General features: G+C 33.7%; 23 protein-coding genes. 2 read left to right on the top strand and 21 right to left on the bottom strand.

Annotated features, from left to right (window positions below; all coding sequences use genetic code 11):
* Positions 1–122: 122 nt before the first annotated feature.
* The 5 genes from Q5Y73_RS09425 to Q5Y73_RS09405 all read right to left on the bottom strand — a co-directional run bounded on the left by Q5Y73_RS09425 (position 123) and on the right by Q5Y73_RS09405 (position 6,108).
* Positions 123–749 (bottom strand): histidine phosphatase family protein, encoded by a 627-nt coding sequence (locus tag Q5Y73_RS09425; RefSeq protein WP_305991611.1) that lies wholly within the window; start codon positions 747–749, stop codon positions 123–125.
* 57 nt (positions 750–806) lie between these two features.
* Complete coding sequence (locus Q5Y73_RS09420; protein WP_305991610.1) at positions 807–1,415, bottom strand: transglutaminase-like domain-containing protein; 609 nt, start codon at positions 1,413–1,415, stop codon at positions 807–809.
* 148 nt (positions 1,416–1,563) lie between these two features.
* Positions 1,564–2,820, bottom strand: a complete 1,257-nt coding sequence (locus Q5Y73_RS09415; protein ID WP_305991609.1) for a DUF4309 domain-containing protein — start codon at positions 2,818–2,820, stop codon at positions 1,564–1,566.
* Positions 2,821–3,382: 562 nt separating this feature from the next.
* On the bottom strand, positions 3,383–4,939 hold the full coding sequence (locus Q5Y73_RS09410) for a copper amine oxidase N-terminal domain-containing protein (RefSeq protein ID WP_305991608.1): 1,557 nt from the start codon (positions 4,937–4,939) through the stop codon (positions 3,383–3,385).
* 131 nt (positions 4,940–5,070) lie between these two features.
* The gene (locus Q5Y73_RS09405; protein WP_305991607.1) at positions 5,071–6,108 is read right to left on the bottom strand and encodes a M42 family metallopeptidase; all 1,038 of its coding nucleotides are present in this window, start codon (positions 6,106–6,108) and stop codon (positions 5,071–5,073) included.
* Between the two features lie 427 nt (positions 6,109–6,535).
* On the opposite strand from Q5Y73_RS09405, the gene Q5Y73_RS09400 reads away from it, so the two are divergent.
* Positions 6,536–7,258 carry an EcsC family protein gene (locus tag Q5Y73_RS09400; protein ID WP_305991606.1) on the top strand — a complete coding sequence of 241 codons (723 nt, stop codon included), beginning with the start codon at positions 6,536–6,538 and terminating at the stop codon, positions 7,256–7,258.
* Positions 7,259–7,521: 263 nt separating this feature from the next.
* On the opposite strand, the gene ytxJ is transcribed toward Q5Y73_RS09400, so the two are convergent.
* The 4 genes from ytxJ to Q5Y73_RS09380 all read right to left on the bottom strand — a co-directional run bounded on the left by ytxJ (position 7,522) and on the right by Q5Y73_RS09380 (position 10,495).
* A complete protein-coding gene (gene ytxJ / locus Q5Y73_RS09395) occupies positions 7,522–7,863 on the bottom strand; it encodes a bacillithiol system redox-active protein YtxJ (RefSeq protein WP_305991605.1) in 342 nt (113 codons plus the stop codon).
* A 121-nt stretch (positions 7,864–7,984) separates the two neighbouring features.
* Positions 7,985–8,770 carry an ABC transporter permease gene (locus tag Q5Y73_RS09390; protein WP_305991604.1) on the bottom strand — a complete coding sequence of 262 codons (786 nt, stop codon included), beginning with the start codon at positions 8,768–8,770 and terminating at the stop codon, positions 7,985–7,987.
* Positions 8,767–9,747, bottom strand: coding sequence for an ATP-binding cassette domain-containing protein (locus tag Q5Y73_RS09385; RefSeq protein WP_305991603.1), 981 nt, complete (start codon positions 9,745–9,747; stop codon positions 8,767–8,769). Before Q5Y73_RS09385 ends, Q5Y73_RS09390 begins: the two co-directional genes overlap by 4 nt.
* A gap of 181 nt (positions 9,748–9,928) precedes the next feature.
* Entirely contained in the window at positions 9,929–10,495 is a 567-nt protein-coding gene (locus tag Q5Y73_RS09380) for a ferritin family protein (RefSeq protein WP_305991602.1), read from the bottom strand.
* Between the two features lie 164 nt (positions 10,496–10,659).
* Here Q5Y73_RS09380 and Q5Y73_RS09375 point away from each other — a divergent pair, with 164 nt between their 5' ends.
* Positions 10,660–12,522 (top strand): copper amine oxidase N-terminal domain-containing protein, encoded by a 1,863-nt coding sequence (locus Q5Y73_RS09375; RefSeq protein ID WP_305991601.1) that lies wholly within the window; start codon positions 10,660–10,662, stop codon positions 12,520–12,522.
* An 85-nt stretch (positions 12,523–12,607) separates the two neighbouring features.
* Here the strand turns inward: Q5Y73_RS09375 and Q5Y73_RS09370 are convergent, their stop codons facing one another.
* The 12 genes from Q5Y73_RS09370 to thyA form a co-directional block, all read right to left on the bottom strand.
* Complete coding sequence (locus Q5Y73_RS09370; RefSeq protein WP_305991600.1) at positions 12,608–15,088, bottom strand: MMPL family transporter; 2,481 nt, start codon at positions 15,086–15,088, stop codon at positions 12,608–12,610.
* Between the two features lie 3 nt (positions 15,089–15,091).
* Positions 15,092–15,541 (bottom strand): MarR family winged helix-turn-helix transcriptional regulator, encoded by a 450-nt coding sequence (locus Q5Y73_RS09365; RefSeq protein ID WP_305991599.1) that lies wholly within the window; start codon positions 15,539–15,541, stop codon positions 15,092–15,094.
* Between the two features lie 211 nt (positions 15,542–15,752).
* On the bottom strand, positions 15,753–18,863 hold the full coding sequence (locus tag Q5Y73_RS09360; protein WP_305991598.1) for an MMPL family transporter: 3,111 nt from the start codon (positions 18,861–18,863) through the stop codon (positions 15,753–15,755).
* 217 nt (positions 18,864–19,080) lie between these two features.
* Complete coding sequence (locus tag Q5Y73_RS09355) at positions 19,081–19,272, bottom strand: CDGSH iron-sulfur domain-containing protein (protein ID WP_305991597.1); 192 nt, start codon at positions 19,270–19,272, stop codon at positions 19,081–19,083.
* A gap of 356 nt (positions 19,273–19,628) precedes the next feature.
* On the bottom strand, positions 19,629–20,201 hold the full coding sequence (locus Q5Y73_RS09350) for a TetR/AcrR family transcriptional regulator (protein ID WP_305991596.1): 573 nt from the start codon (positions 20,199–20,201) through the stop codon (positions 19,629–19,631).
* Positions 20,202–20,326: 125 nt separating this feature from the next.
* Positions 20,327–20,860 (bottom strand): chromate transporter, encoded by a 534-nt coding sequence (locus Q5Y73_RS09345; RefSeq protein ID WP_305991595.1) that lies wholly within the window; start codon positions 20,858–20,860, stop codon positions 20,327–20,329.
* 2 nt (positions 20,861–20,862) lie between these two features.
* Positions 20,863–21,504: a chromate transporter gene (locus Q5Y73_RS09340; RefSeq protein ID WP_305991594.1), complete on the bottom strand. Its 642-nt coding sequence runs from the start codon at positions 21,502–21,504 to the stop codon at positions 20,863–20,865.
* Positions 21,505–21,788: 284 nt separating this feature from the next.
* Positions 21,789–22,829: a glycoside hydrolase family 15 protein gene (locus tag Q5Y73_RS09335; RefSeq protein WP_305991593.1), complete on the bottom strand. Its 1,041-nt coding sequence runs from the start codon at positions 22,827–22,829 to the stop codon at positions 21,789–21,791.
* A gap of 97 nt (positions 22,830–22,926) precedes the next feature.
* A complete protein-coding gene (chrA, locus tag Q5Y73_RS09330) occupies positions 22,927–24,141 on the bottom strand; it encodes a chromate efflux transporter (RefSeq protein ID WP_371320178.1) in 1,215 nt (404 codons plus the stop codon).
* A 111-nt stretch (positions 24,142–24,252) separates the two neighbouring features.
* On the bottom strand, positions 24,253–24,768 hold the full coding sequence (locus Q5Y73_RS09325; protein ID WP_305991591.1) for a dihydrofolate reductase: 516 nt from the start codon (positions 24,766–24,768) through the stop codon (positions 24,253–24,255).
* A 25-nt stretch (positions 24,769–24,793) separates the two neighbouring features.
* Positions 24,794–25,258 carry a 2-thiouracil desulfurase family protein gene (locus Q5Y73_RS09320; RefSeq protein WP_305991590.1) on the bottom strand — a complete coding sequence of 155 codons (465 nt, stop codon included), beginning with the start codon at positions 25,256–25,258 and terminating at the stop codon, positions 24,794–24,796.
* 55 nt (positions 25,259–25,313) lie between these two features.
* Positions 25,314–26,108, bottom strand: coding sequence for a thymidylate synthase (thyA, locus tag Q5Y73_RS09315; protein WP_305991589.1), 795 nt, complete (start codon positions 26,106–26,108; stop codon positions 25,314–25,316).
* Positions 26,109–26,601: the final 493 nt, after the last annotated feature.

Below are 26,601 nucleotides of genomic sequence, written 5' to 3'. Positions count from 1 at the left end.
GTCATTTGATCATTCATATTATATTCATAAGAGTAGTCTACATTTCTAACTATATTAGTATGGATAAGGATATTCCATTCAAGAAATCACTAATTTGCTATTAGCAAATCAACAAATTATTATCAATCTAGCTCCTTATAATGAGAAGTATCTGCATACAAACGAATAGAAGCCTCGTCTTGCTCATCAAGTTCAACTAAACTTAGACTAGTCTGATAAATATGTGGTGAATCCCAAAAATCTGCCAACTTCCTCTTTTCAAAGTAAGACATAATCGTTTTTAATGTAAGACCATGCGTTACGATTAAAATAGTTTGCCCTCTATGCTTAGAAAGAATATCTTTTAAATAAGGGATTACTCTATCATGCAAATCATGAAAAGACTCTCCTTCAAAAGATTCATATAAATGAGGAGTTTTCCAAAAAGCATTATGTTGTTCTGGATATTTTTGTTCCAAATCGCTAATGATCTGACCTTCCCATAATCCCATGTTGATTTCTCTTAATATATCTGATGGGATGATTTCAATGTCTCTTTTATTTTTTACAAGTTCAGCCGTTTTTCTCGTTCTACCACTTGAACTAGCATAAATGACATCAATATCTGTATCGCTTAATGATTGGCCTAACCATTGTGCTTGTTGAATACCTAATGGAGTTAAGGGTGAATCCTTATGTCCCTGCATTCTTTTCTCTAAATTCCACTCTGTTTGACCGTGTCTAGTGATATATAATGTTGTGGTTGTCAAATGATTTCCTCCTAATTGCAGCACTTCTTTGTGTGAGATTGATATAAATCTATCATATCACAATTCGTTGGGAAGGTTATGAAGATACATGTTTATACAATTTGTATTTTCTTTTAATGTTTTAATCGTTTTTTCATTCGGTTTAGAAAAAATAACAGGATAATCAATTTCTCCATAATATTCTCTTACTGGGAATGCCAGTTTTTCTTCATTCAATGAAAATTGAGCATTAACTCCTTCCTTATTTCCCCTCGCATCCAAACGAATCCATCTATCAATAGATCGGATATACACTGCATTCAAACCGTGAATACAGTATCCTGTATCAGGTGTTGATCCAATCGTTAATTTCTGATAACAAAATCCAGTTGGAATTCCTTTACTTCTAAGTAATGCAGCTAACAAGTTTGATTTTGCGTAACAGATTCCTTCTCTATGTTCCAAAACCTCAGTTGCTTTATTTGTTATCCGAGTACTATGAATATCCCAAGAATGAGAAATTACATCACGAACAAATTCAAATGCTATATGAATAATTTCAATTTTATTTGATTTATTGGCAAATAATTCTTGTGCTTTATCTTGAATTAGAGGATGGTTGTAATCTACTTCCTCTAGCTCTAATAAATATTCTTCTACAACATTAGTTTCGCAGATTAATTTCATCTAATCCCTCCACAAAATGAATTAATAGAAAGATTATAAAACGTTTTGTATATTTATACAATAAATATGTGTTTTTAAGAAGCATGGTCATTTCATTGTTTATGCTTTTGTATGATATTGAAATAGTATATGTTCTCTACAACCAGCCTCAAATCTCGTTATAAAACATAAACCATACATTACCAGATTCTTTTTCATAAATAAAAGATACTTCATAATCCCCTAAAATATAGCTCGCTCTTTGAGCGTTATCATAATCATCGAAGTAATCCTTTTTAGGTTCTCCTAACAATTTTTTTATTTCAGCCATATTTGTAGATACATTGTTCACAGAAACGGCCCATACATCTCCAGTTTCTGAGTTATAGTGAAAAGCACATTTCGCTATCGACGAATATGATATAAATGGTCCTTCCCTATAAGTTAATGTTATGGCTGGTTCTCCCCACTTATTTACAATATCTTTCTTTGCAGATCCGATTCCAAATTCAAACCCTGGTAATAAACCATATGAAGCAAATACCTTAAAATCACTTGTTATTTCATATTTATTACTTAGTTGTTGCGGATGGATATAATCTTGTGGAATGGAAAAAGCAGGGTTTTTAATCCACATATTAAAGTATGTTCTTCCAACATCCCAATCCTTGCCCCCTATAATAAACATATTCGTGTTCACTAAAATCTCTTTTTCAGCATCAAGCTCCCAGGTAAGAAACCCCCATTCTATAGTCGCATTTGAATACTCAACAGTTTGAAATTTAGACGGTGCTAAGTTTTTAATACTATTTCCAAATAAGACAAAATCATTTTCAAGATTGATATTTTTGATTTGTTTTAATTCATTATTTTTCAAGAAATAATAATGAGCTGATTGAATGACTGACCCTTCACATTGGGAAATAACTAGTAAATTTGGTTTCCCATCTACAATATATATATCATCCCTACTCATATTTAACGTCATTTCTCCTAAATCTAGAACTCTCCCTTCTTTTTCACTTACTTTTGCCCAAGCTAACTCATAATTACCAGCATATACTTCATCATTTTCTTGAGCACATGCCCAAGTCTCTCTTTGTTGAATTTTCTTTTCAGATGTTGGGTATAAAAGAACTTGATATTCCTCTGAGTTATCCTCAATTATAAAATTGTATTTAGATATCTCTCTAAATTCATCCATGTCAACAGTTTCAAATTGAGTTTTAATTTGGTCGTTATTTTCATCTAATTTTACTAAATCTTGTTCATTATTTATCTCATTGTTAAATAATTCAAACCCTCCTAATGTTTCATAATTTAATTGGAGATCTTCGCAATTACATCCAACATATACCCATTCTTCACTTTCTTTTGTAGAGAGGGAGTCTGCTGAATTACGTTGTGATACTGTGAAAGCATTCATAATTTTTAGCCCTCCATACCTTAATGTTCCTGTTATCTCCCATTGTTTTATGTTTGTATCTGGATTGTCTTTGACAAGCTCGACTTTATCAACGTCGAAACCTTCCCATGCATTTTGTTTAAAGGCATCTTCAATGTCTTCTTTTATTCCTTCAATTGCAACCTTAATCGCTTTTTTTTCTTCTAAGTTTCATATAAATTGAACCAATAATATTGCAACAATAACCACTACAATATAACCAATTAGCGAAATAAAGAAGACAATTTGTTTTGTTTTGTGTTTTACCAATTCTACCATTCCTTATCATTTATTAATTTGTTCATTCTCTTTTTAGTTCCTCTAAACCTTACTTTAACTGTCTTGCAACTACTAATATAACTTCTTCGTTATCTCAATTAATCCTTGCATATACTTCAAATATAAATTGTATGCAGTAAAAAATTAAAAAAATAGCTGCCCTTTAAAAGGACAGCTCTGAGACACTACATTGTTTATATTTTGAGAAAAAATAAATGGGAACTGGCATTAGCCAATTCCCATTTATAATTAAACTCTAATTCTTTTAATATTCTTTTGTAATAACAATACGTTTCATCTCTTCATCAAAATAAATAAGTGCATCTAAATTCTTCACAACAAATCGCAATGGGAAGTGAGCTTCTCCTTCAATAACAACCGGAGTGTTACTCATTTGAACTGTTTCACCATCAACTATTGCTTCATTACTATCCAAAGTAATTAAGATTTCTTTTTCAGTCATAATGTCAACGATTGAAATTTGATTCTCTGCTACCCATTCTGTCGTAACATCTAACTCACTTAATAAATAACCTTCAGAAGCGTAAGTCACTCCATCAACCATAATTGGAAAATCATAGTAAGATACATATTCAATATCTTCATGAGGATACACATAAAAACGATTAGTAGTTAACTCAAAGTGATCTAATAATTCATACAAAGTAGATTCTCTATCCATTTCCTTAAAGAAAATAGCAGGGGAAACATTATCTACATCAGTTAAGTCGATAACTTCAGTTGTATCAATAGTTGCTGCTTTGACATTTCCATCAATGTTCCAAACATCGGATTCACCATATAATTTGAATCCTTGTATAGCTCCCATATCCTCCATATCAGGTTGGATCACTAATTCCATTGTTTGTTTACGGATATTTAAATCTTCATCTACGTATATATCAGTTACTAAATAATTGTTTTCACTAAAGATCTCATTCATAACTGGATCATTGATAAATTCTTCTAACATCACTTCTAAGTCAGCTATATATGGTTTTACATTTGTCATTAAAAATGTGAAAGCATATTCCACTGATAAGTCTTTATTCTCTAGATAAGATAGAATCATTTGTGATGATGGATCCTCTAAAACTTCTTCAGGCATGGATGCAATAATAAGTGGCACATATATATCATATAAGTCACTTATAAATTGTTTTAATTCTTCTTCATCTTCAAACATATTTTGAACTGCTTCAACAAATAAAGGAATTAGTTCACTACCATCAATTTTCACATGGATTTGATTTAATTCCATTTTCTTTCCATTCACTTTTTCTTCAACAGACTCAACTTCAATCGTTGATGGATTAGGTGTATTTTCAATGATAAACTTACTAATTAACTTAACAAGATCGATACCTGCTTGCTCAAATTCTTCTAAATTGATATCTAAATCTTCAGGCATATCTTGGTCCATGTATGAGTTTATATTAATGGGTTTGTTTAATCCTTCTACTAAAATGGTAACGTCTTGTTGACTCACCATCATCTCAAAAGGAATTTTATCTATAAAAGGTAATTGTAATGCACCTTTCATAGATTGAGTATATAAGTCTTCTGATTTGATCTCATCCATAGTAATTGTGGCATTCTGTAAATACTTTAGTAAATCTTTTTCTTCTTTCGTTTGCTCTACTTCTTCATCTACAATAAATTCGATAGAATATTCTGCATCACTTTCATATGTAGTTAGTTCATATTGAGATAAGAGTGCTTTGTTTATGTCTACTCCTCCAACAGATTGGCAACCAGCTAGCACAATGCTCATTAGCAAAATAAATGCTATTGAAGATGAAAAGACCTTATTTCTTTTCACAGTTAATCCTCTCCCTTAAATAATATCTAATAAATCAGTCATAATAGTTAAACGAAAGTTAAATAAAAAAGTTTCATTTTATTTTTTTAAAAATTATGATAGATAGATATGAGTATTGCTTATAATTTTAATTATTTGAAAATATAGGATGCAATTAATGCTCCTGTATTAATGACTGCCTTCATATGAGTGCGCTCCATCGTATGTGAAGCATGAACACCAGGACCAATTAATGCTGCTCGAATATCATTCCCACCCCTTAAAGCAGCTGAGGCATCAGAACCATATTGAGGGTAAATATCTACTACAAAATCTATTTCCTCTTCCTTTGCCAACTCTATTAACCTACTGGTCATATCATAGTCATATGGGCCAGAGGAATCTTTGGCACAAATGGATACATCTAATTCTGAGCAAGATAAATCATCGCCAATAGCACCCATATCAATGGCAATAAATTCATCTATATTTTCTGGGATATATGCTGCTCCATGTCCTACTTCCTCATATGTAGTAATGAAGATTTTTATAGTTTTTGACGGTTTAAGATTTTCTCTACTTATTAACTCCATTAATCCAAACAAAGCAGCTACACTAGCCTTATCATCCAAATGTCTGGATTTTACGAATCCATTTTCAAACAATTTAGGTCTTGCATCAAAAGAGATAAAATCACCAACACTTATACCCAACTCTTCTACATCTGATTTTGAATGTACAATCTCATCAATTCGCACTTCCATATTTTGTTCATCACGTTTCATATCTCTTGCATCTTTGTAAACATGTACGGAAGGATGAATAGTTAGAATCGTTCCTTCATAAATGCGACCGTCTCGAGTGTGGATTTTACAGTATTCACCTTCAATAGCATTCAACATGTATCCACCTACAAGTGTAAGTTTTAGAGTCCCTTTCCCCGTGATTGAACGAACCATTGCTCCTAAAGTATCAACATGGGCAGATAAACCAATTGCTTGTTCTGAAGCACCTTGAATGGTGATTAAACCATTACCTTTATTTGTTTTTTCAAATGAAAATCCAAGTTTAAGCACTTCTTTCTCTACTTCTCTCATAATATCATGACAAAATCCACTCGGACTAGGAGTCGATAATAACTTCATTAATGTTTCTTCAACATATTTTTGATTTAGCTTTGTTTTATACATACAATCACCACTTCTCACCTTATTTAAATTACATTATCTATATTGAAATATGACTTAAAAAAACCGAACTGTCAACTATAATATTCACCCATATATTCGCATGATTATACATCTCACATAATATAAAATTATTACATTTTTAAGAGATTAGTAATTTTATTTTTTTATAATGATAGTAACCTTAATCGGTTTAAAAAGTCTAAATCAACTTAGTGAATACAAAGAGTATGTCATACTGATGGTATATTTTATCTAATCATGTCTGTTGAAAAATGGTTATAGCTGAATCACCTAGCCTCTTAATCAAAGAAAGCTCAATTCTATGTTTTTTATTATTTTAGAAAATAATGGTACAATAACATCGTAATTAGAGGATCAATATCTCCGAATTGAATTTACTTATATCATAAGGTAGGTTAATGCTTAAATGAATTATGAAGATCGAATAAAGGTTGAGATTCAAGAATGGATATTTCAACTTCAAAAGAACCCTGGAATATTAGAAAGAAGTTCAAGAGGTTTATCTAAAAAAATCAATGAAAAAATCCCTAAAAAAGTTCATGACACGATTACAGCTTCAATTAAGGGAATGACTCAATCCATTATTTTTGGTGTTGATATCACTCCTAAAGGAAAAGTACAAGTATCTGAAGTGCCTTTACTAATCAAGGATCAAAAAGCTAAGGAATGGATTGAAAAATATAAAAAAATCGGTGCAGTTGAAGGAGCTGGAACTGGTGCTGGCGGAATCTTATTAGGGCTTGTTGATTTCCCTGCGCTACTATCGATTAAAATGAAGCTATTGTTTGAACTCGCTCATATATATGGATATAACACGAAATATTTTCATGAGAGATTGTATATTTTAAATATTTTCCAGTTGGCATTCTCTGGTTATAACCATCGCCTGAAAATTTTAAACAACTTACGTAACTGGGAATCCACTGCCAAAACCTTAAATGACCCTAACAATATTGATTGGGAAAAATTTCAACAGGAATATCGCGATTCGTTGGACTTTCGAAAAATGCTGCAAATGCTGCCAGGCATAGGTGCAGTAGTTGGGGCTTGGGCTAATTTTAAACTCATTCAAGAGCTTGGTGATACAGCTATGAATAGTTATCGGATGAGAATTTTAAACGGTGGCTAGTGAATTCATCGATTTTTTACAAAATCCCCTTATTTCATTGTAATCATTTCAAAATACAAAAATAGAGGAAAATATGTCCCTTATTCATATGAATTTCTTGAAAATAAGAAAATTTTATAGAAATAAGACTATTATTTTCCTCTATATTAATCTAGAACTCGTAATATTTTAAGATAATCCTATTCTCCTCTCAAATCAGGATGATTTGATGCATTTTGACCTGATCAAGTAAGGACTAATGTCAAAATTGTATTGCTTATTTGTTAATCTAGTACAGCCTTCATATGTTCTTGTGTAATGGACCAGTGCGAAGCATTCCAATAAGGTTCTTTATTTTTCACGTAAATCACTTGTGGCGATTCATGTTTTACATTTAAATCTTCTGCAATTTGATTGGACACAGGTCTTGATTCTATGACCTTCACCATTAAATATTCGACCTCTTGATTGGGTTCAGTTTTTATGTATTTTTCGAACTCATTTAATCCATTGGAACTAACTGGGCACGTTGTACTATGCTTTAAGATGACAAATGGATTCTCTCTTGAACCTTTAAGATGACTTTTCCATTCTTCGATCGTACTGATTTCTTTCCAATTTATCATGATTGCACCTCATTTAAAAATTAATTTTAATAATAGAATTCATGTTATGAACAACACCAAACTTATCATAACATATTCACTTTCAAGTTAAAATCAGGTCACAACCTTGAATCATATTTTCTTAGTCACGATTAACAGCTCTTTTAGCACTTAAAGAGGCAAAAGTAATTGTAATTGAACAAATAATGATGATCACTATTGCTGCATATATCAATGGTTGCGCTTCCCATCCATTTATTAAAACAGAACGCATTCCATCGAAGACGTATGTTGTTGGGTTTATTTTTGATACAAACTTCAACCAATCCGCTTCTATAAGCTCATATGGTACAAATGTTGTACTTAAAAACACTAATGGAAAAAACACAAAGGTTCCAGCTTGAGATGCTTGAGCATCTTTGGTCCGCAATGCAAAACCTACAGAATATCCTGCAAAAGCCAAACCGAACCCCGCTGCTAATAAAATTACAACAACTGCTCCTCCAAAACCAGCAGCAATGTCCAATCCCATCCATAATCCTACTAGTAATATTAAAACAGTTTGGATAAACAGCTGAATCATACCAGCTATTATGGGACCCAACACTATAGCCACTCTAGATGTAGGGGTAAGCAGCAATCTGGAAAAATAGCCATTTTCTAAATCTCGTACTAAAGATTGCCCAGCTCCCCCAGAACCTCCAATAGCACCACTTACAATAGATACAGGTAAAATAAACGCAAGATAACTTGCTCCTTCAAATGCAGGAATGTTAGAAATCCCGCTTAAACCAGCCTGATATACGAGTAAGAAAAATAAACTGATCATAATATTAGGAATGAAGATAAACGGATTTCGAAAAATAGCGATTGTGCTTCGCTTCGTCATTAAATAGGTGTCAATGATAAAATTGGAGCGTTGATTCATGGTGAAACCACTCCTTCCTGCTTAATCACTGCTTTTTCTTCTAAATGTTCGCCAGTTACCTGTAAAAATACATCATCAAGCGTTGGAGGTGCTAAGTTAAGGCTAATTGGCGGGATTCCTTCTTTGTCTAATTTTCTTACCATATCAGGAAGCAAATACGCCCCGTTATCAACATATAACGTTAGTTCTCCATTGGTTAATCTATAATCTTTTGTCCATGATGATAATACTTCCTTGGCCTTTTCAGCATCTTCATTTTGTTGAAAGGATAAATCGATAACATCCATTCCTACTGTTTTTTTCAACTGTTGTGAGGATCCTGAAGCAACGATTTTCCCTTTATTAATGATAGATATTCGATCTGCTAATTGATCTGCTTCTTCTAAATATTGTGTTGTTAAAAAGATCGTTGTTCCGAATTCACGATTCAATGTGCGGATTTCATCCCAAATTGCATTACGGTTATATGGGTCTAATCCAGTTGTAGGCTCATCTAAAAACAATATTTTTGGTCGATGAACGAGACAAAGTGACAAATCCAACCTTCTTCTCATCCCTCCAGAATACTTACCTACTTTTCGATCTCCATCTTCAGCCAAGTGAATTAAATCCAACAATTCTTGTGCTCGGTTCTTTGCATCATGTTTAGAAAAACCAAACAATCTGGCCTGCATTTCCAGCAACTCTCTTCCTGTTAAAGAAGGATCTATTCCTGTTTCTTGTAGAGCTACACCAATTTCTCTACGAATAGAAATCGGATCTTTTCCCACATCAAAACCTGATACAGTGACACTCCCAGATGTCGGATTCAATAATGTTGTTAGCACTTGTATCGTTGTGGATTTCCCAGCCCCATTGGGCCCTAAAAATGCAAAAAATTCCCCATCCTCCACCTCAAAAGAAATGCCTTGAACCGCCTTTACATCCCCTTTGAATGTTTTCACTAAATCTTCAACAACGATTGCTTGATTTGACAAACGTATACCTCCTCAAAGTGATATCTTTTGAAATTTTTCCATTTAATATCATTTTAGAGTAATCTCCCCTTAATTCATACTATCTATTTGTAAATTTATTCATTATTATTCAGATAAAAAAACACTGAATTACATCATTAAGACTAATTCAGTGTTTGAAGAAATTAATTTATGAAGTTCTTTATAACGTTTGAAGCAAAAATCCAAATTTCAATGCATGTTCAATTTCGTCAGTATAACCTAGCAAAAAAGCATCTCTAATGGTTTGATTCTGAGTAAATAGATATGCATCTCGATAATTTTCATATGCTTCTAATTCATCTCTGTACGCCATTTCAAGCCCTTCTTTATAACTTTCGAACTGAACAGGTTCTATTGAATATTGTGGCCTTTGACCTGTAAGTGCAGTAAATAGATTAGTAAATTTCTTTAAATGTTTTTTTTCATCCTCAAGTGCATGCTGAATGTCTGCTTTGTGCCTTCGATCAGGTGCTTCTTGAACTAACCTAGTATAAAAATCAATAGCTGTTGCTTCACCAATAATGGCCTCATATATAGCGGTAGATACTTCCTTCCATAATCCCTCCATAGGAATTTGCACAGTTTCATCAACTCTTGCAAAGGTCTTGTGCGTGTTTATAAATGGATTTGATCTAGCTATCTGATGTACATAGTCTTCTTGTTTGGGATATAGGAAAGGATTATTCTGCGCTCTTCGAAATTGATTTTGTACATTTTTAATATACATCAACATTCCCCCTTCTATTTTATAAGTTGATGTATTTTATTCAACCTAAAATAAATAGTGTTGGATTAAAATTTAAAATTTACTTTTAGTGTAAAAAAGGAAATGAACATTTCATAAAGAATACTTTTTAAATGATTAAATAATGAGGAAGGTGTTAAATTACAGTGTTGAATAAAAGTTTAATTCATTTGTTCCTTATTTCAATTTTAATTATTTCATGTTTTCCCCTATCTATACTAGCCAATAATGAAGATATTAAAGTAATAATCAATGGAGAACTCCAAAGCTATGAACAGCCACCTGTTATGATTCATAATACAACTATGGTGCCATTAAGAGGGATTTTTGAATCATTAGAGGCTGAAGTGAAATGGGATAGTGAGCAAAGAAGTATCACTGCAACAAGAAACAACATAAAAATAATACTCCCAATTGGTTCTATCATTGCTGCTATTAATGATCGTGCTTATGAATTAGAACAGCCTGCTGCAATTATAAACGGAAACACAATGGTACCTATAAGATTTGTGAGTGAAGCGTTAGGTGCTAAGGTCGTTTGGGATCAGGCTACAAAAACAGTAATTATTGAAAACAATTCAAATGAGGAAACAACCCATGTATTAAATCAACAACCAAATCCAGAACTTCAAACTGAAGGAACGGATACTTTAAATGAGTTAAATGAAAATGATCAAGAAATGAAACTAATAAGTATTGGGAAAAGAGATGTATCTAGCAAATATGCCTCTGGAAAGTCAATCAAAAATATAAATTATTTCGAATTAACAATAGGTGAAGGCTCACCCATTCATATATATGTTACTGACGATTATATTAAACAATATGGGGAAGGTTATGCATACAGTGAAGTAGGAGACATGATACTTTCCATTGCAAAACACAAAGAATATAAACCGTATCTAGATCCAACAACTTCATTTCATTTGTTTTTCTACACAAACAATTCTAATACACCACTACCTCAAAGTTATCAAGCAGCTGCAGGCACTTGGGGAGATGACGGATATCTAGAATTGATTATCAATGGCTCTAATATGCCTTATGATTTCAGAACCTCTTTGCAGCATGAATTATATCATTACTTTGATAAGTTATCCGAATTAGACAGTAATAAAAGTAAAAATATATATAAAAATTATTGGGGAAATGATTATCGTTTCTGGTTGTTAGAGGGGGCTGCAGAATACAGTTCTTACTTCTTTTATGATTATCCGAAGAACACCTTTAATGGGCTTTCAAAGGATATTGTAAAAAACACAAAAGAAGCAGTGTTAAACTATGCAAAACAACAAGGTGGAAATCATGAAAAGCTGATGTTTGATTATGAATTAAACTCCTTTGATGATATCAAAAAAGCAAGTAATAACAATTATGGAATTACTTTATCTTTCTTTTGGTATTTAGTCGAACAATACAATTATGAAACGATATATGATTATGTAGGATATATCTCTACCAACTTTAATGCTAACGTACCCATCACTCAATCCGAAAAAGATGAAACCGCTATCCTCTTCTTCGGCTCAACAGAAGAAGAAATTTTAAAAGATTGGTTAGTCTACTTTGACGATTTTGGTGGTTTTAATAAATATGAGGAAACAACGACAGGGACTGCAAACTATATTCTTTATAAAAATGACCCTTTATTAAGTAATGATGTACGTGATATGATGAATAACAATCTTCAAAATGGATTTAATTTTATGGTTAATATTGAAGAATGGATCGACAGCAGAGATCATACACAATCTCAGCCATTTAGAGATCAATCGACAGATACATTTAAACTGTCTGCTGATGGATATGAAGATATATTAGTAGAGAGAACTGGTGCTTTCTATACTCATTATTTAACAAATGGAGAAAAATTGCATGCATTTCAATTTTTTGTACCCGAGCATGAGGCAAGTAAAATGGTGGAAGGTGTTGAATATACTTTGATACCTATTAATAATCATCCTACCTATCAATGGGTCATACCAGAGGATATTAAAATCGTTAAATAAAACATGCCCCCTATTTTCACTAATTCAGTGGTATAGGGGGCATTTCATTTTATCATTTATGAACACATCAACCTATTACGAAGCTCTAATTCATTTTTTTAAATGGCCACCAATTTGCCTTGCCAAATAATTTAACCATTACTGGGACAAAAAATGGCAGAAACAGTACGGCATACAATATTAATCCAGTGACAACCACTGTAGCAATTTGTGTTAAAGAAAGCACACCTGAAGGATACATGGCTGCAAATGTACCTGCTAAAATAATAACGGCTGATATAATCACGGTCCCCATATTTTTCATAGCTAATAATATAGCTTCGGCAGCAGGCTTCTCTTTATACTCATTAAATCGATCCATCAAAAAGATACTATAATCAACACCTAAAGCCATCAACATAACAAATCCAAAAAACGGAATCGCCCAGCTTAAACCTGGATAACCCAACATATCTACAAAAATAACTTCTGTAAACGCCATGGAAGTAAAGTAGCATATGATAAGTGAAACAACTAAATAAATAGGCATTACAATAGAGCGCAGCAAAATAATTAAAATAAGTGATATTCCAATTAACATAATGAACATGGTTCTATTGTAATCTTCATCCGAAATCTCTTTTAAATCTTTATAAATACCAGTTACTCCGCTTACTCCAAAACGATCCTTTTCAAAAGAAGTGCCTTTAATCGTGCTTGATACAATCATTTCTATTTCTTCTATTGAATCTAGTGAATTCACTGAATAAGGATTATCTTTTAAAATAACTTCAATGACTGCAGTAGTTCGGTCATTTTTAAGATAAGTATCTAAAACTTGTTGAAATTCTGTTTGATCTATAACTTCCTGTGGAATGAAAAAACCTGAATCCTCTGTTTTCATATCAGATAACTTAGCTACATATTCCTGAGTCAACGTCATCCCCTCAGAAATCTGGGTTATACCACCTGCACTAGCATTCAATCCCTCTTGCAGTATATTTAACTGTGTCACTATTTGTTCAAATGCTGGATTAACTCCATCTGGACCAACTGCAACTTGTGATAATCCTGCTTCCATTGCAGGAAGTTGTTCAATAATTTGTGTCAATCCAAATTGAATATCGTTTAATCCATCGCTGCTTGCCTCTAATCCTTCATTCACACTTTCTAATTGAGTAGTGATATAAAAGTCTGGAATTAATTCTCCTAATGGTCTAGTTGCACTTCTCACTTTCTCTACATTTTCGTGTTTAGCAACCTCTCGACTTATATTTTCAATCAGAGATAATGATTCACTATTGTCTAATGCCTCATGATGTTCAATGACAATTTTCGAAGGCATCGTTTCCCCTGGACCAAAGCTTTTTGATACAATATTAAAACCTTTAACTGAATCATAACTATCGCCAATCTCATCTAATGAGTTATATGAAAGGTCTTGATCATAAAACGCATATAACGGAACAACCACAACAAGAATTAATAACATCGCAATCATAGGACGACTTAAAGAAAATTTCCCAATCGCCTCCCACAGCTTGCTTTGTTTATGTTCTAGTTTCCCTTTGACTGGCCAAAACAGCTTCTTCCCTAATACTGCCATGAAAAATGGAACAATTGTTAATAAAGCTAAAATTAAAACAACAATCCCTATAGCAACAGCAGAAGCCGACTGATAAAGCTCAAAAGTAGACAAACCAATAGAAGAAAATCCAATCAATACTGCTAATGCACTAAAAAAGACGGTTTTTCCAGCTGTTTTATATGTAGTTATAATAGCACTTGTTACATCTTCACCGTTCTTGGACATTTCTTCTTTAAAACGACTCAACAATAAAATACAATAATCTGTTCCTATTCCAAATAAAATAGCAACTAAAAAGATTTGTGTAAAGTTAGAAAGCGGAAAATCTACTCCATCAACCAAAAATGCAACAATAGATTGAGACACAAGATAAGTAATCCCTACGGTTACTAATGGAATAATTGGAGCCACTAAAGATCTGAACACGAGGAATAATATAATTAATATAAAAGCTACGGTTATGATTTCTGTTTTTCTTAGACCTTCTTGGGAGCTAATAATCACATCTTCATCAATAAATTCTGCCCCTGTTAAATAATGCTCTACCGCAATATGATCTATTTCAGATAATAAATCATCTCTTACATCTGAAACCTCTCTCCCATTTAAATCCACAGCTAGTGAAGAAATGATCGTTTTATTGTCTTTTGAGATAAGTTCTTCTGATAATTCTGGTTGATTCATATGTGAAATGAAATCAGTAATTCCTAATTCACCTTTATTAGCTTCTATACTATCGATCGCTTTTTCTATTTCCTGTTCATCAGTTACTGTGATGCCTTCTGGATTATGAAAGACTAATGCAATAGATAAACTGAAGTCATTATCACTATCGCCTAGAATCTCATCAGCTATGGATGATGAATACCCATCAGGCACTGATATCTGTCCCTTTTCTCGTACAAGCTCTTCCATGTTAGGTGCTGTAAATAGTAAAGATACAATAAGAGCAATCCAAATCAATAAAATAAACCATCTACCTTTAATTATTGTTCTCATTTGTTAATTCCTTTCTTTATGATTTAATACTTTGGCTATCTTTTCATACATTCGAATAAACTCTTCAATTTCTTTTTCCTCAAAATGATGTAAAAATGAACCAATAAATTGATGAACTCTTTCCTGCCCTTTTTGCAGTACGATTTCACCTTGTTCAGTGATTTTAATTAAAATAACCCTACGATCCTTATTACTCGCAATTCTTTCGGCATATCCTTTAGTGACGAGTCGATCGACCATCGCTGTAATTGCGCTTCGATTCACATCGCATAAATCAGCCAATTCTGAAGCTGGACAAGGCCCAAATAATTTTAAAAACCGTAGTGTAGTAAATTGATCCTTTGTTAATTCAATTTCCAACTGATTTTCCATCATCGTGTTGATTTTTTTTGAAGCAATCATATATACTTCTTCATATCTTTCGATTAAGGAGTCCAATTTATTTTTGTCCATTACACCAACCCATTTCCATCTCTCTATTTGATTCATACAGTGAACTATTTATCACATGAACTATATTATAGACTTCCCTTTATTTCCTGTCAATCACTTTTATTTCTTAAATATTCCAATTTAAAATTCCGTTTATGATTGAACAGCAAAAAAAACACCTATTCATGCAGGTGTTCAATCATTTTCAACCTATCCTCGTGGCTTCTCACTTTTATTTTTGAAAAGGCCACCAATTTGCTTTTCCAAACAACTTAACCATAACTGGGACAAAAAATGGGAGAAAAAGAATAGTGTATAACGTTAAACCAGTAACGACAACAGTCGCTATTTGAACAAGAGATAACACTCCAGATGGATACATTGCAGCAAAGGTTCCTATAAGAATAATTGCTGCAGAAATAATGACAGAACCCATATTTTTCATTGCTAATAAAATCGCTTCATTCGGTTCTTGATCTCGATATTCATTAAAACGATCCATCAAAAAGATACTGTAATCAACTCCTAATGCCATCAGCATTACAAATCCGAAAAATGGAATGGCCCAGTTAATTCCAGCATAACCCAACATATTTGCAAATATTAATTCTGCAAATGCCATCGAAGTAAAATAACACAGAATAAGAGACACAACCAAATAGATTGGCATTACGATCGAACGGAGTAAAAGAATTAAGATGATTAAGATTCCAATCAACATAATCATCATTGTCCTCATATAATCTTCGTCTGAAACTTTTTTTAAATCTGCGTTCACAGCTGATACCCCATTAATTCCATATCGGGCTGTTTCTAATTCCGTACCTTGCAAAGAATCAGCAACAATATTACCTATTTCTTCAATTGAGTTCATAGCATTTGCAGAATAGGGATTGTCCTTTAAAATGACTTCAAAAACTGCAGTAGTGCGATCGTTTTTTAAATACGTATCAAATATTTGTTGAAATTCAGGGTCATCTATTACTTCTGGAGGCAAATAAAATCCCGTATTTTCCTTATTGGATTCTGAAGAGAGCTGACTTAAATAATCTTGAGCCAAACCCAATCCTTCAGATATTTCAGTCAAACCATCTACACTGGCAGACATTCCTTCTTCTAAAGTATCCAACTGTTTCAGCATTTGGACAAATCCACTTTTCAATTCACCCTGTCCACTCTCAATTTGTGAAGCTCCTTCCTGTATAGTAGGAATTTGTTGAATGATTTGCTGCTGACCATCTGCGGCTGCTTCAAACCCTACTTGTAAACCTTCAACACCTTCGCCAATTTGTATTAATCCACTATGAAGTGCTTGTTGACCTACATTGATTTCTTCAAAACCACTATTTGCGCTAACGATACCATTTTTCACATTCAGTAATTCTGAATTTAGAGTCTGCAACCCTTGAGCCATCTCTGTTATTCCTTGTTGAACCTGTGAAACAGTTCCTTGAATAGTTAGATAATCAGCATCTGTTGCCAGCTGTGGAAATCTTTGTGTTAAATTCACAAATGGAGTGTTTAAAGCTGATAATGCAGTTTGTATATCATTCAATGAGTTTTCTATCTCCATATATGAATCATACATTTGCCCTAAACCTAATTCTACAGAAGAATAACCAGATATTAGTTCCTCACTAGCTGTTATCAAAGTTTCCAAGTTCTGATTTACACTATCAAATCCGGCTTTTAATTCTTCTGAACTAGCAGACCCCGATCTTAAACCTTCATCAATTTTAGTTAAACCAATACTCAGCTCTCCTATCCCCTGATTCAACTCCTTTGTTCCTAATATTAAATCATCAACCCCTGATGAGGCTTGTTCAAGATCTGGTTTGGAATCAATCAGTCCTTTACTGGCTTCAGAGAGACCATCTCTAATCTCAACAATTCCTTCATTTCCTTCTTGCAGCCCCTCATCAATTGCTTCAACTTGAGAAGCTACATAAAATTCTTCAATCTCCTCACCTAAAGGTCTAGTTGCACTTCTTACTTTATCCACACTGTCCAGCTTAGATATATCGTGGCTTATTTCTTCTATTAAATTCAAATACTTCACCTTGTCAAGCTTCTCGTTATGCTCAATTACCACTTTTGCAGGCATGGATTCACCAGGACCAAAACTATCTGCTATGATGTTGAATCCTTTTACAGAATCATAACCTTCACCGATCTCTTCCAATGAATTAAATGAGAGATCTCCATCATAGGAAAGATATAATGGAACAACTACAATTAAGACAAGACCTATCGCCAAAATCGGCCGTGTTAATGAAAAATTCCCTAACGCCTCCCATAACTTGCTTTCACGATGTTCAATTTCACCTCTTACTGGCCAAAACAGCTTTTTACCTAAGACAGCCATGAAAAATGGAACAACCGTCAATAACGCCAACATTAGAAAAAGAATTCCGATGGCAACGGCTGAAGCTGATTGGTACAATTTAAAAGTAGAAAAGCCAATGGATGAAAAACCGATTAAAACGGCCAAAGCACTAAATACAACAGTCTTTCCTGCTGTCTGATAAGTAATGAAAATTGCATTTTGAACATCATCATTTTTAGATAACTCTTCTTTAAATCGACTTAACAGCAAGATACAATAATCTGTTCCAATCCCAAACAAAATCGCTACTAAAAATATTTGCGTAAAGTTAGAAAAAGGAAAATCAAACCAATCCACCAAAAAACCAACTATTGTCTGACTGACTAAAAATGTCATGCCAACAGTAACAAGGGGGATGATTGGAGCAATAACGGATCTAAATACTAAAAATAAAATAAGCAATATAAAAATGACAGTAATCACTTCTGTTTTTCTTAATCCTTCTTCTGAGCTTATGATGACATCTTCATTTATAAATGATGAACCTGTAAAATAATGATCCACAGTGATAGAACTAGCTGCAGCTAATAACTCTTCTCTGATTTCAGAAATCTCTCTGTTTTTTCGTTCAATTGACATAGAAGTTATCACTGTTTTTTTGTCTTCAGAAATTAACTCATCCGTCAATTCTGGATCGTTCACATGGGAGATAAGATCTATAATTCCTAAAGTAGAACTGTTTTCTTCAAAATAATCTATCACCTCCTCAATTTGTCTCATCTCTTCATCATCTAACCCATTCGGATTATGAAAAACCAGTACACTGGAAATACTGTTTTCGACTTCGTTGTTATTTAATATTTCTTCTGCTATTTTGGATGGATAACCTTCAGGAACATTGATCTGTCCCTTTTCACGTACTAACTCCCCCATGTTGGGTGCATTCATAAGCAATATAATAATTGCAGTAATCCACAACAAGAAAAATAACCATTTACCTTTAATTATTAAATTCATTAGCTGATTCCTTTCAATGTCTAAAGTTAATTCATAAATTTGTTGTTCAACATGGTCAATATTAATAGTTTATTGTGTGTAAATTTTGTCAATTTTATTAAATAAAAACTCTCCTTAGAACACTAAATGAAATTTTACATAAAAAAACTAGGAGGAAATTCCCTCCTAGTCTATGTACATTGGTCCTTATTGAGCTCATGTTGCATTGTATTTATTATTATTTTGCTCTTGGTGCATTTTCGAATTTACCAGCGTGAGCTCCGTTACAAAATGGGGCATTTGCTGTCAAACCGCATCTACAAAGTGCTCCTTTTTGTTGAAACGTATTGCCTTCTGCATCTACAACCTCAATAGTACCCTCTACTAACAATGGTCCATTGTCCAATACTTTCACTTTTACATCAGCCATGTTCATTCCTCCTTTTCACTTTAAATTTACACTATATATAATTATCTTGATGTCGAGATAATTATATAACACTAACTAAATTTCGTCTACTTACTTTTTTAAAATCCAGTCCATTTTTCTTACTTTTTCTATTATTATATGCACCTATGTTTTATTATGAATGGTTTTTAATTTAATATTCATATTGTGGTATAAAGTTTCTCATCTGAGATTGGGTTTTCTTATAGTGGTAACGAAAAAAGGCTGCCCTATAGGAATAAACAACTCCCTCTATAGGACAACCCACTTTTCCAGCGACTTGACCAACCATTCATCTAGTCAATAATCATTGTTTAAACACTCCTCTCGGAGCCCATTTATTTCTTTAAACCTTCTACTAAGTATAGTTGAAATAACTTTGAGATCTCTTCATTTGATAAAGGTTTGTGCCTTTTTTCCCAATCGGATATAAAAGCTACATATAACTTTAAACAAACAAAGGCAGTGATTTCAGGGTCACAAGGTTTTATTTCTCCACGTTCCACAGCAAGCTCTACTTGTTCTTTAATGAAAGCCTGCATCACATTTTCCATTTTTTTCATTGCTTCTTTCGCAGCGGGTGTTCCCATTTCTCTAATTTCAAAAGATAGTTTGATGGTCAACTCATGTGACCTGCGAAAATCTAACATATTATATAAAACTGTATGTAGGTTGTCAAAAAACGAAACATCTTTCTTAATGGATTGTCTAGCAACGATGCTCATTTCATCAATCAATTGTGTTAAGATCTCATTAAATAATTCCTCTTTGTTTGTAAATAAAGTATAAATCGTTCCTTTTGCTACACCAGCAATCTTGGCGATTTGATCCATGGTTGTAGCTTTATATCCAAACACTGAAAAAGATTTGCTTGCAGCGTCTAAAATCTGATTCTTTTTTTCTGTACTCACTCCATCACCGCCTATGAACAAATAAATGACTATTTTTTAATTTCGGTCATTTTTACTTTAGTCAACTTTACTATGATTTTTAATGAAAAGCAAGCATTATATGAAATAAAACTAGGTTTTAAGTATCATCCATAATAGGCCATTCCAACTAATCCTGATAATATAATAATCAATAGTGGATGTTTTTGTTTACGTATTAATAGATAGAGTGCCATCACAAAAATAAATAAGTTTACAACGAAATCTAATGTAAAACTTGAAAAGAAAGTTGTATTCTTCGCCATAATCATAGCGGCAAATAAAATTAAAGCAGTGATCACAGGTCTAAGACCATAAAATACATATTTTACAATCTCATGATGAAATATTTTATATAACAAAGAAGATATCAGAATCATGATCATTAATGAAGGCATTAACATCCCTAATGTTGCAACAATCGCACCTTTTAAATTCGCTACATGATAACCTATATAAGTAGCCGTATTAATCGCAATTGGACCTGGAGACATACCTGCTACTGCAATCGCGTCCATAAACTCAGATTTAGTCATCCACTTGTTCACTGAAACCTCATGTTCGATTACAGGAATCATGGCGTACCCTCCACCAAACGAGACAAATCCTATGATCATAAATGTCCAAAACAATTCCCACATCGTTAAATCCCGTCTCCCATGTAATAATCTGTATACTTATATTTTTCTTTTGATTTCTGATCGATGGTTGCATTTTTCATAAATCCTAATTGATCCTTAACTTTCATAATCACTATACCTGTAAGCCCTCCTCCAATAATGACAAACATCGGATGTATGTTTAAAAACAACAATACAAATAAAGTACCCGTCAACATTAGAAAAGTACTTTTATCATATATAGAGGTTCTCGCCATTTTATATCCTGCATAACAAACTAAAGCAATAATTGCAATTTGAATTCCCTGAAATGCAGCATTCACTTTTTCATTATCATTAAAGCTGGCAAAAAACAAACCTAACAGAAAAATAATTAAAAATGTGGGCAGCGTCATCCCAACTACAGCTGCTAATGCTCCTCTGACTCCATATAATCTATATCCTATAAAAGTTGCAGCATTGATTCCGATTCCGCCAGGAGCAGATCCAGAAATTGATAATACATCGCTCATCTCGGCTTCATCCAACCATTTTCTTTTGCTCACAATTTCTCTTTCAATCGCTGGGATCATAGCATAACCACCACCAAAGGTGATCGGACTTATTTTAAGAAATGATATCAAAATATGGATTAATAGTTTAGCACCTTTCTGATTTTGCTGCATATGCTTGTCCCCTTAAATTCTCATTGACTATCATTATACATTTAAACGTATATAAATGTGAAGGATTATACGGAACAAAAACGCTAACACTGCATTTTGTTAAGAAGTTGATCGGATCAATACTACGTCAAGAACATGTCCATTATCGCATGATTTGAACAAAAACGCTTATCGGAGTTTCTCGAAGATGTCGTCAAATACTTCGTTAACGTGAGTTTTTAATAAACATTGAATTAATAATTTCTTATGTTATAAAAAAAACTGCTCATGATAAACATGAACAGTTATTTCATTAATGCCTCTTTAGCCAAAATATACATTGCGCAGCTCCATCCTAATGGAGTATTCGGATTAGGTTTTCGAGTTCCTGAGTAGAACAATTCTGGAATCACTCCAGGTTCAATCATGATCTCTTCTGTTTTTTCTAAATATTCCATTGCTTTCTCTATATTCCCCAGTTCAAGATGGCATAATGACAACCATGGTAATCCAAAACACCATTCGGCCTCTGTTCCTTTATAAAAGTGTCGTGGTTTTTCACGACCGTGTGTCTCTTCTAGGGTACTATAGTAACTATCTCCTGCATATCTGATGACACCGCTTTCACGCAGCAATGATTTTTCAACTCTAGATACGATCTCCTCACCCATGATCCCATTTAAGATGCGATATGGGTAAATTAAACTTAATTGAGCCAAGTCAACTGATTTATCCTTGCTTTCTCGAGGAAAAAGATCAAACAACGATTTAAAACCATTTTCTAATAGGGTCGACGGTACTTCCACTGTTTTTTCAATCGATTTCAAACCAGCTATACAAGCACCTACAGAAGAAGCATGAACTTCACGCCATTCTTCCCACATCCCATTATCCGGATCATGCCAATACTCTACATTTTCCAAATAATATACTAATTTTTGTAAGATATCCAAGTCTTTTTGATCTCGAATCATCGTTTTATCATGACGTATACCTAAACCTATTCCAAATAAAAAGGCTCCAATCATGTCATGCTGAACGTGTCCCCATGCCTCATCATGAATTTCTTTTACCTCATCAGCACTGTAACGAGCATGAATATACTCCCAAACCCATTTTGGTTTATTTTCTAATAAAATATCTATTTTCCATTCGTACTCTCTAAACAAATCCAACATACGGTAATACGTTTTTTCATACAATTCATTGTTTTTATTTGCGAAAGGGAGTGAGATATACACATTATCGCGAATCCATACATATTTATAAAAATTGGACGGACTCGCGATATACATACCGTGAGGCTTTCGAAGTTGTTCCAATACCTGATAACTTTCTTTCAACATCACGGATTCCTCCTCATTAAAAAGGCTAATACATACTATGCATTCCAAAAGAGAAGGTGCTTGAATCCCATATTTCGAGTCATATGTCACGGTTTCATTAAATCAACCAACCTATGATACTTCCTCCGATTGCAGAAACGACAACAACCATCCAAGGGGGTAGCTTCCATAACATCAATAGACTAAATGTTATGATGACCAATACAAAATCATACATATTATTTACAGAACTAGTCCAGACAGGATCATATAAAGCAGCCAATAAAATCCCTACAACTGCCGCATTAATGCCCATTAAAGCTGATTGAAAATGCTTTTTTTGTCGGATTACATTCCAAAATGGCATTGTTCCTATAACTAATAAAAAGGAGGGCAAAAATATGGCGATCACAGCAACAAGGGCAACAATGACAGCATGAGTGCCTGTATCCATCACTGCACCTAAATAAGCTGAAAAAGTAAATAGTGGACCGGGTACAGCTTGCGTAGCTCCATATCCAGCAATAAATTGGTCATTCGTCACCCAACCTGGGTTCACAACTTCACTCTCCAGTAAAGGTAGTACAACATGCCCACCACCAAATACTAGAGAACCTACACGATAAAAGCTGTCAAACAACGATAATAGAAAGGTTGGATAAACAACAGTTAATATTGGTAGTAGGACTAGTAAAGCTGCAAAAATCACTAGTGAGGTAACCGCTGTAAATCTGCGAATAGGTATTTTTATATTTGTTGTTTGGGTTTGTACAGATTTAGATAAAAAGAACCACCCAAATATACCAGCCAAGATAATGATCATGACTTGAGTAAAAACATAAGAAAACAGTAGAGCAAATATAGTGGCAACAATTGCAATCGTACCTCTTGTTCGATCTGGTGCATGAGCTTTCATCATTCCCCACACCGCTTGGGCTACTATAGCCACTGCGACCAGTTTCAAACCATGCAGCCACCCTTGATTCGCAATATCAAATCCTCCAACAGCATATGCAAACACAATCAACGCAATAACAGACGGCATTGTAAATCCGATCCATGCCGCGATAGAGCCCAAAACACCTGCACGCAGCAAACCGATCCCAATCCCTACCTGACTGCTTGCAGGACCAGGGAGAAACTGACATAATGCAACTAAATCAACGTAGGTTTTTTCATCTAACCATTTAAGACGTTTTACATAAGCCTCACGAAAATACCCTAAATGGGCTATAGGACCTCCAAATGAAGTCAATCCTAGCTTAAAAGCAGTCCAGAACACTTCGAATATGGATCCTTGTTCTTGATTATTCATTTCTTTTACAGACATCATCTTCCTCCAGCTTCTTTTAAAATTTGTTAACTTCTTATTTGAGCTGTTATTTCATCGGTCATCTAACTTTCAGCGGGAGATATAAAACTCCCACTGAAAGCAAGATTCTCTTTATTGTTTCCGCTCGTAAGTTATAAAATAATAGATATATGGATTTTTTTCATCAGTGACTCCCTGCACCTTACTTGTCTGCTTCCATATCGATTCATTAATTTCTGGAAAATAGGTATCTCCTTGTCCAAAATCATGATCGATTTCGGTTACATACAGTTTATTGACATATGGCAGCAGTAGCTTGTATATTTCAGTGCCTCCTATCACAAAATTTTCTTCATCATTACATTCATTAATCGCACCCTCTATGGTGTGAACAACAACACAGTCTTCTGCTTTGAAATCTTTATTTTGAGTAATAATGATATTTTTGCGCTTTGGAAGAGGTTTGCTCCCGAAAGATTCAAAGGTTTTTCGTCCCATAACAATAGGGTGATGCATCGTCGTTTTTTTGAAATAAGCCATGTCGGCTGGTAACCTCCAAGGAAGTTTATTCTCTTTTCCGATTAATCTATTTTGATCCATAGCAAAAATAATGGAAAGATTTTTATGTAAAGTTTGATTCGTTTGCATCATATTAAACTCCCTTCGTTGTAATTTAAAAGTTCAACTTTTGAGCTTTATAGTCTTCTTCAGAGATGACTTTAAAGCCATGTTTTTTTAATAATGCGGTTGTTACACCTAAACCTATTACTTTTGTACCATTAAACTCTCCATTGTATATGTAACAGCTTCCGCAGGATGGACTATTTTCTTTTAAAATCACGTACTCCGCCTTGATGCTTTGGGCCATCTCTAGTGTTTTTTCAGCTCCATTTATATATAAATCAGTAACATCCTTCCCTGATTTATCAATCACTTTCGCTGTACCATTGATCACATCGAGTCCATTCCCACCTACTATCTCTGCTGGCTGACGTGGAGTTGAAAAACCGCCGAGCAATTCAGGACAAGCTAAAGCTGCTTTTCCTTCCTCAGCTAATGTTTGAATAGATGAGTCCAATTTGTGGGTTGCATTATATCGACATTCGTCACCAGCTAAACATGCACTAACTAGAATCATAGGAATCACCGTTTTCTATTAGGATAGGTATACAATTCTTAAAGATATGCTGAAGTTAAATCGCCACTTCTCCTTTAATATGTGGATGTGGATCATAATTGGTAATTTCAAAATCCTCAAACTTATAATCAAAAATGGACGATGGTTTACGTTTTATGATAAGCTGAGGCAATTCTCTAGGTTCACGAGTAAGCTGTAGTTTCGCTTGTTCCAAATGATTTGAGTATAAGTGTACATCTCCACCAGTAAATACTAATTCTCCAACCTCTAGATCACATTGCTGTGCAACCATGTAGGTTAATAAAGCATAACTTGTAATGTTAAAAGGTAAACCTAAAAATGTATCCACGGATCTTTGCTGCCACATGAGAGAGAGCTTTCCATCAGCAACATAAAATTGAAAAGCATAATGACAAGGAGGCAGCTTCATGTTCTCAATCTCACCAACATTCCAAGCATTTACTAATAAACGCCTAGAATCAGGGTTATGTTTAATTTGATCTACGACCTGTTTAATTTGATCTACAAACGTCCCGTCCTTCTTCTCCCAACTTCTCCATTGAGAGCCGTAAACAGGTCCTAAATCTCCGTTTTCATCCGCCCATTCATCCCAAATAGAGACTCCATTTTCCTTTAAGTATTCAATATTCGTTTCTCCTTTTAAAAACCATAACAATTCATGAATAATAGAACGTGTATGCAGTTTTTTGGTTGTTAATAAGGGAAAACCAGCTTGAAGATCGAAACGTAATTGTCTTCCAAATACTGAGATGGTGCCAGTTCCAGTACGATCTTCTTTTCGTACACCATTTTCCAAAATATCTTCTAGTAGATCTAAATATTGACGCATGATATGTACCCTCCGAAATTTATTTTACCTTATTCATTTTCGTTGATATTGGATAAAAAATCAATAGATGGGGAGAAAGCAAGTCACTATTGTTCCTCGACTAAAAACAATCACTTCCATGTGATTAACGTCGACATCAAAACTTCCTGTTTTGTAAAGTCCTTCTCAATAGTGACTTGTTACTTGCTCAAAGTATAAAAAAGATGCATGGGAAGCATGATTGCCCGTATGATGGGGGATGAGGACGGATTCATGTAGGAAAAGGGAGTGGTGAAGTTAAAGTTGATATTAAGCTGAAAAATGTTCGTGAAATGAAAGCTTGGATTGTTCCAACAGGAACTCAGCAATGGAAGAACAGAAAATTAATATATCACGAGCAAGGAGAAAGAGATATATGGCGATTTTCGTGGAGTTATAACGCTAATGATTCAGTACATAATCATATTGTTATTCATTACACTGATACTAAGGGTGCTGAATATAAAGAACTTAA

This window comes from Chengkuizengella axinellae (assembly GCF_030730905.1).
GTDB lineage: Bacteria > Bacillota > Bacilli > Paenibacillales > KCTC-33759 > Chengkuizengella > Chengkuizengella axinellae.
The sequence above is the reverse complement of the archived record's forward strand: the minus strand, read 5'-3'. Positions and strand labels throughout refer to the sequence as shown.

Excerpts from the sequence above, each read along its gene's own strand:
- Q5Y73_RS09420 (WP_305991610.1), bottom strand. The coding sequence starts at position 1,415 with ATGAAATTAATCTGCGAAACTAATGTTGTAGAAGAATATTTATTAGAG.
- Q5Y73_RS09415 (WP_305991609.1), bottom strand. The coding sequence starts at position 2,820 with ATGAATGCTTTCACAGTATCACAACGTAATTCAGCAGACTCCCTCTCT.
- Q5Y73_RS09405 (WP_305991607.1), bottom strand. The coding sequence starts at position 6,108 with ATGTATAAAACAAAGCTAAATCAAAAATATGTTGAAGAAACATTAATG.
- Q5Y73_RS09400 (WP_305991606.1), top strand. The coding sequence starts at position 6,536 with ATGAATTATGAAGATCGAATAAAGGTTGAGATTCAAGAATGGATATTT.
- ytxJ (WP_305991605.1), bottom strand. The coding sequence starts at position 7,863 with ATGATAAATTGGAAAGAAATCAGTACGATCGAAGAATGGAAAAGTCAT.
- Q5Y73_RS09390 (WP_305991604.1), bottom strand. The coding sequence starts at position 8,770 with ATGAATCAACGCTCCAATTTTATCATTGACACCTATTTAATGACGAAG.
- Q5Y73_RS09380 (WP_305991602.1), bottom strand. The coding sequence starts at position 10,495 with ATGTATATTAAAAATGTACAAAATCAATTTCGAAGAGCGCAGAATAAT.
- Q5Y73_RS09370 (WP_305991600.1), bottom strand. The coding sequence starts at position 15,088 with ATGAGAACAATAATTAAAGGTAGATGGTTTATTTTATTGATTTGGATT.
- Q5Y73_RS09365 (WP_305991599.1), bottom strand. The coding sequence starts at position 15,541 with ATGGACAAAAATAAATTGGACTCCTTAATCGAAAGATATGAAGAAGTA.
- Q5Y73_RS09360 (WP_305991598.1), bottom strand. The coding sequence starts at position 18,863 with ATGAATTTAATAATTAAAGGTAAATGGTTATTTTTCTTGTTGTGGATT.
- Q5Y73_RS09355 (WP_305991597.1), bottom strand. The coding sequence starts at position 19,272 with ATGGCTGATGTAAAAGTGAAAGTATTGGACAATGGACCATTGTTAGTA.
- Q5Y73_RS09345 (WP_305991595.1), bottom strand. The coding sequence starts at position 20,860 with ATGTGGGAATTGTTTTGGACATTTATGATCATAGGATTTGTCTCGTTT.
- Q5Y73_RS09340 (WP_305991594.1), bottom strand. The coding sequence starts at position 21,504 with ATGCAGCAAAATCAGAAAGGTGCTAAACTATTAATCCATATTTTGATA.
- Q5Y73_RS09335 (WP_305991593.1), bottom strand. The coding sequence starts at position 22,829 with ATGTTGAAAGAAAGTTATCAGGTATTGGAACAACTTCGAAAGCCTCAC.
- chrA (WP_371320178.1), bottom strand. The coding sequence starts at position 24,141 with ATGATGTCTGTAAAAGAAATGAATAATCAAGAACAAGGATCCATATTC.
- Q5Y73_RS09325 (WP_305991591.1), bottom strand. The coding sequence starts at position 24,768 with ATGCAAACGAATCAAACTTTACATAAAAATCTTTCCATTATTTTTGCT.
- Q5Y73_RS09320 (WP_305991590.1), bottom strand. The coding sequence starts at position 25,258 with ATGATTCTAGTTAGTGCATGTTTAGCTGGTGACGAATGTCGATATAAT.
- thyA (WP_305991589.1), bottom strand. The coding sequence starts at position 26,108 with ATGCGTCAATATTTAGATCTACTAGAAGATATTTTGGAAAATGGTGTA.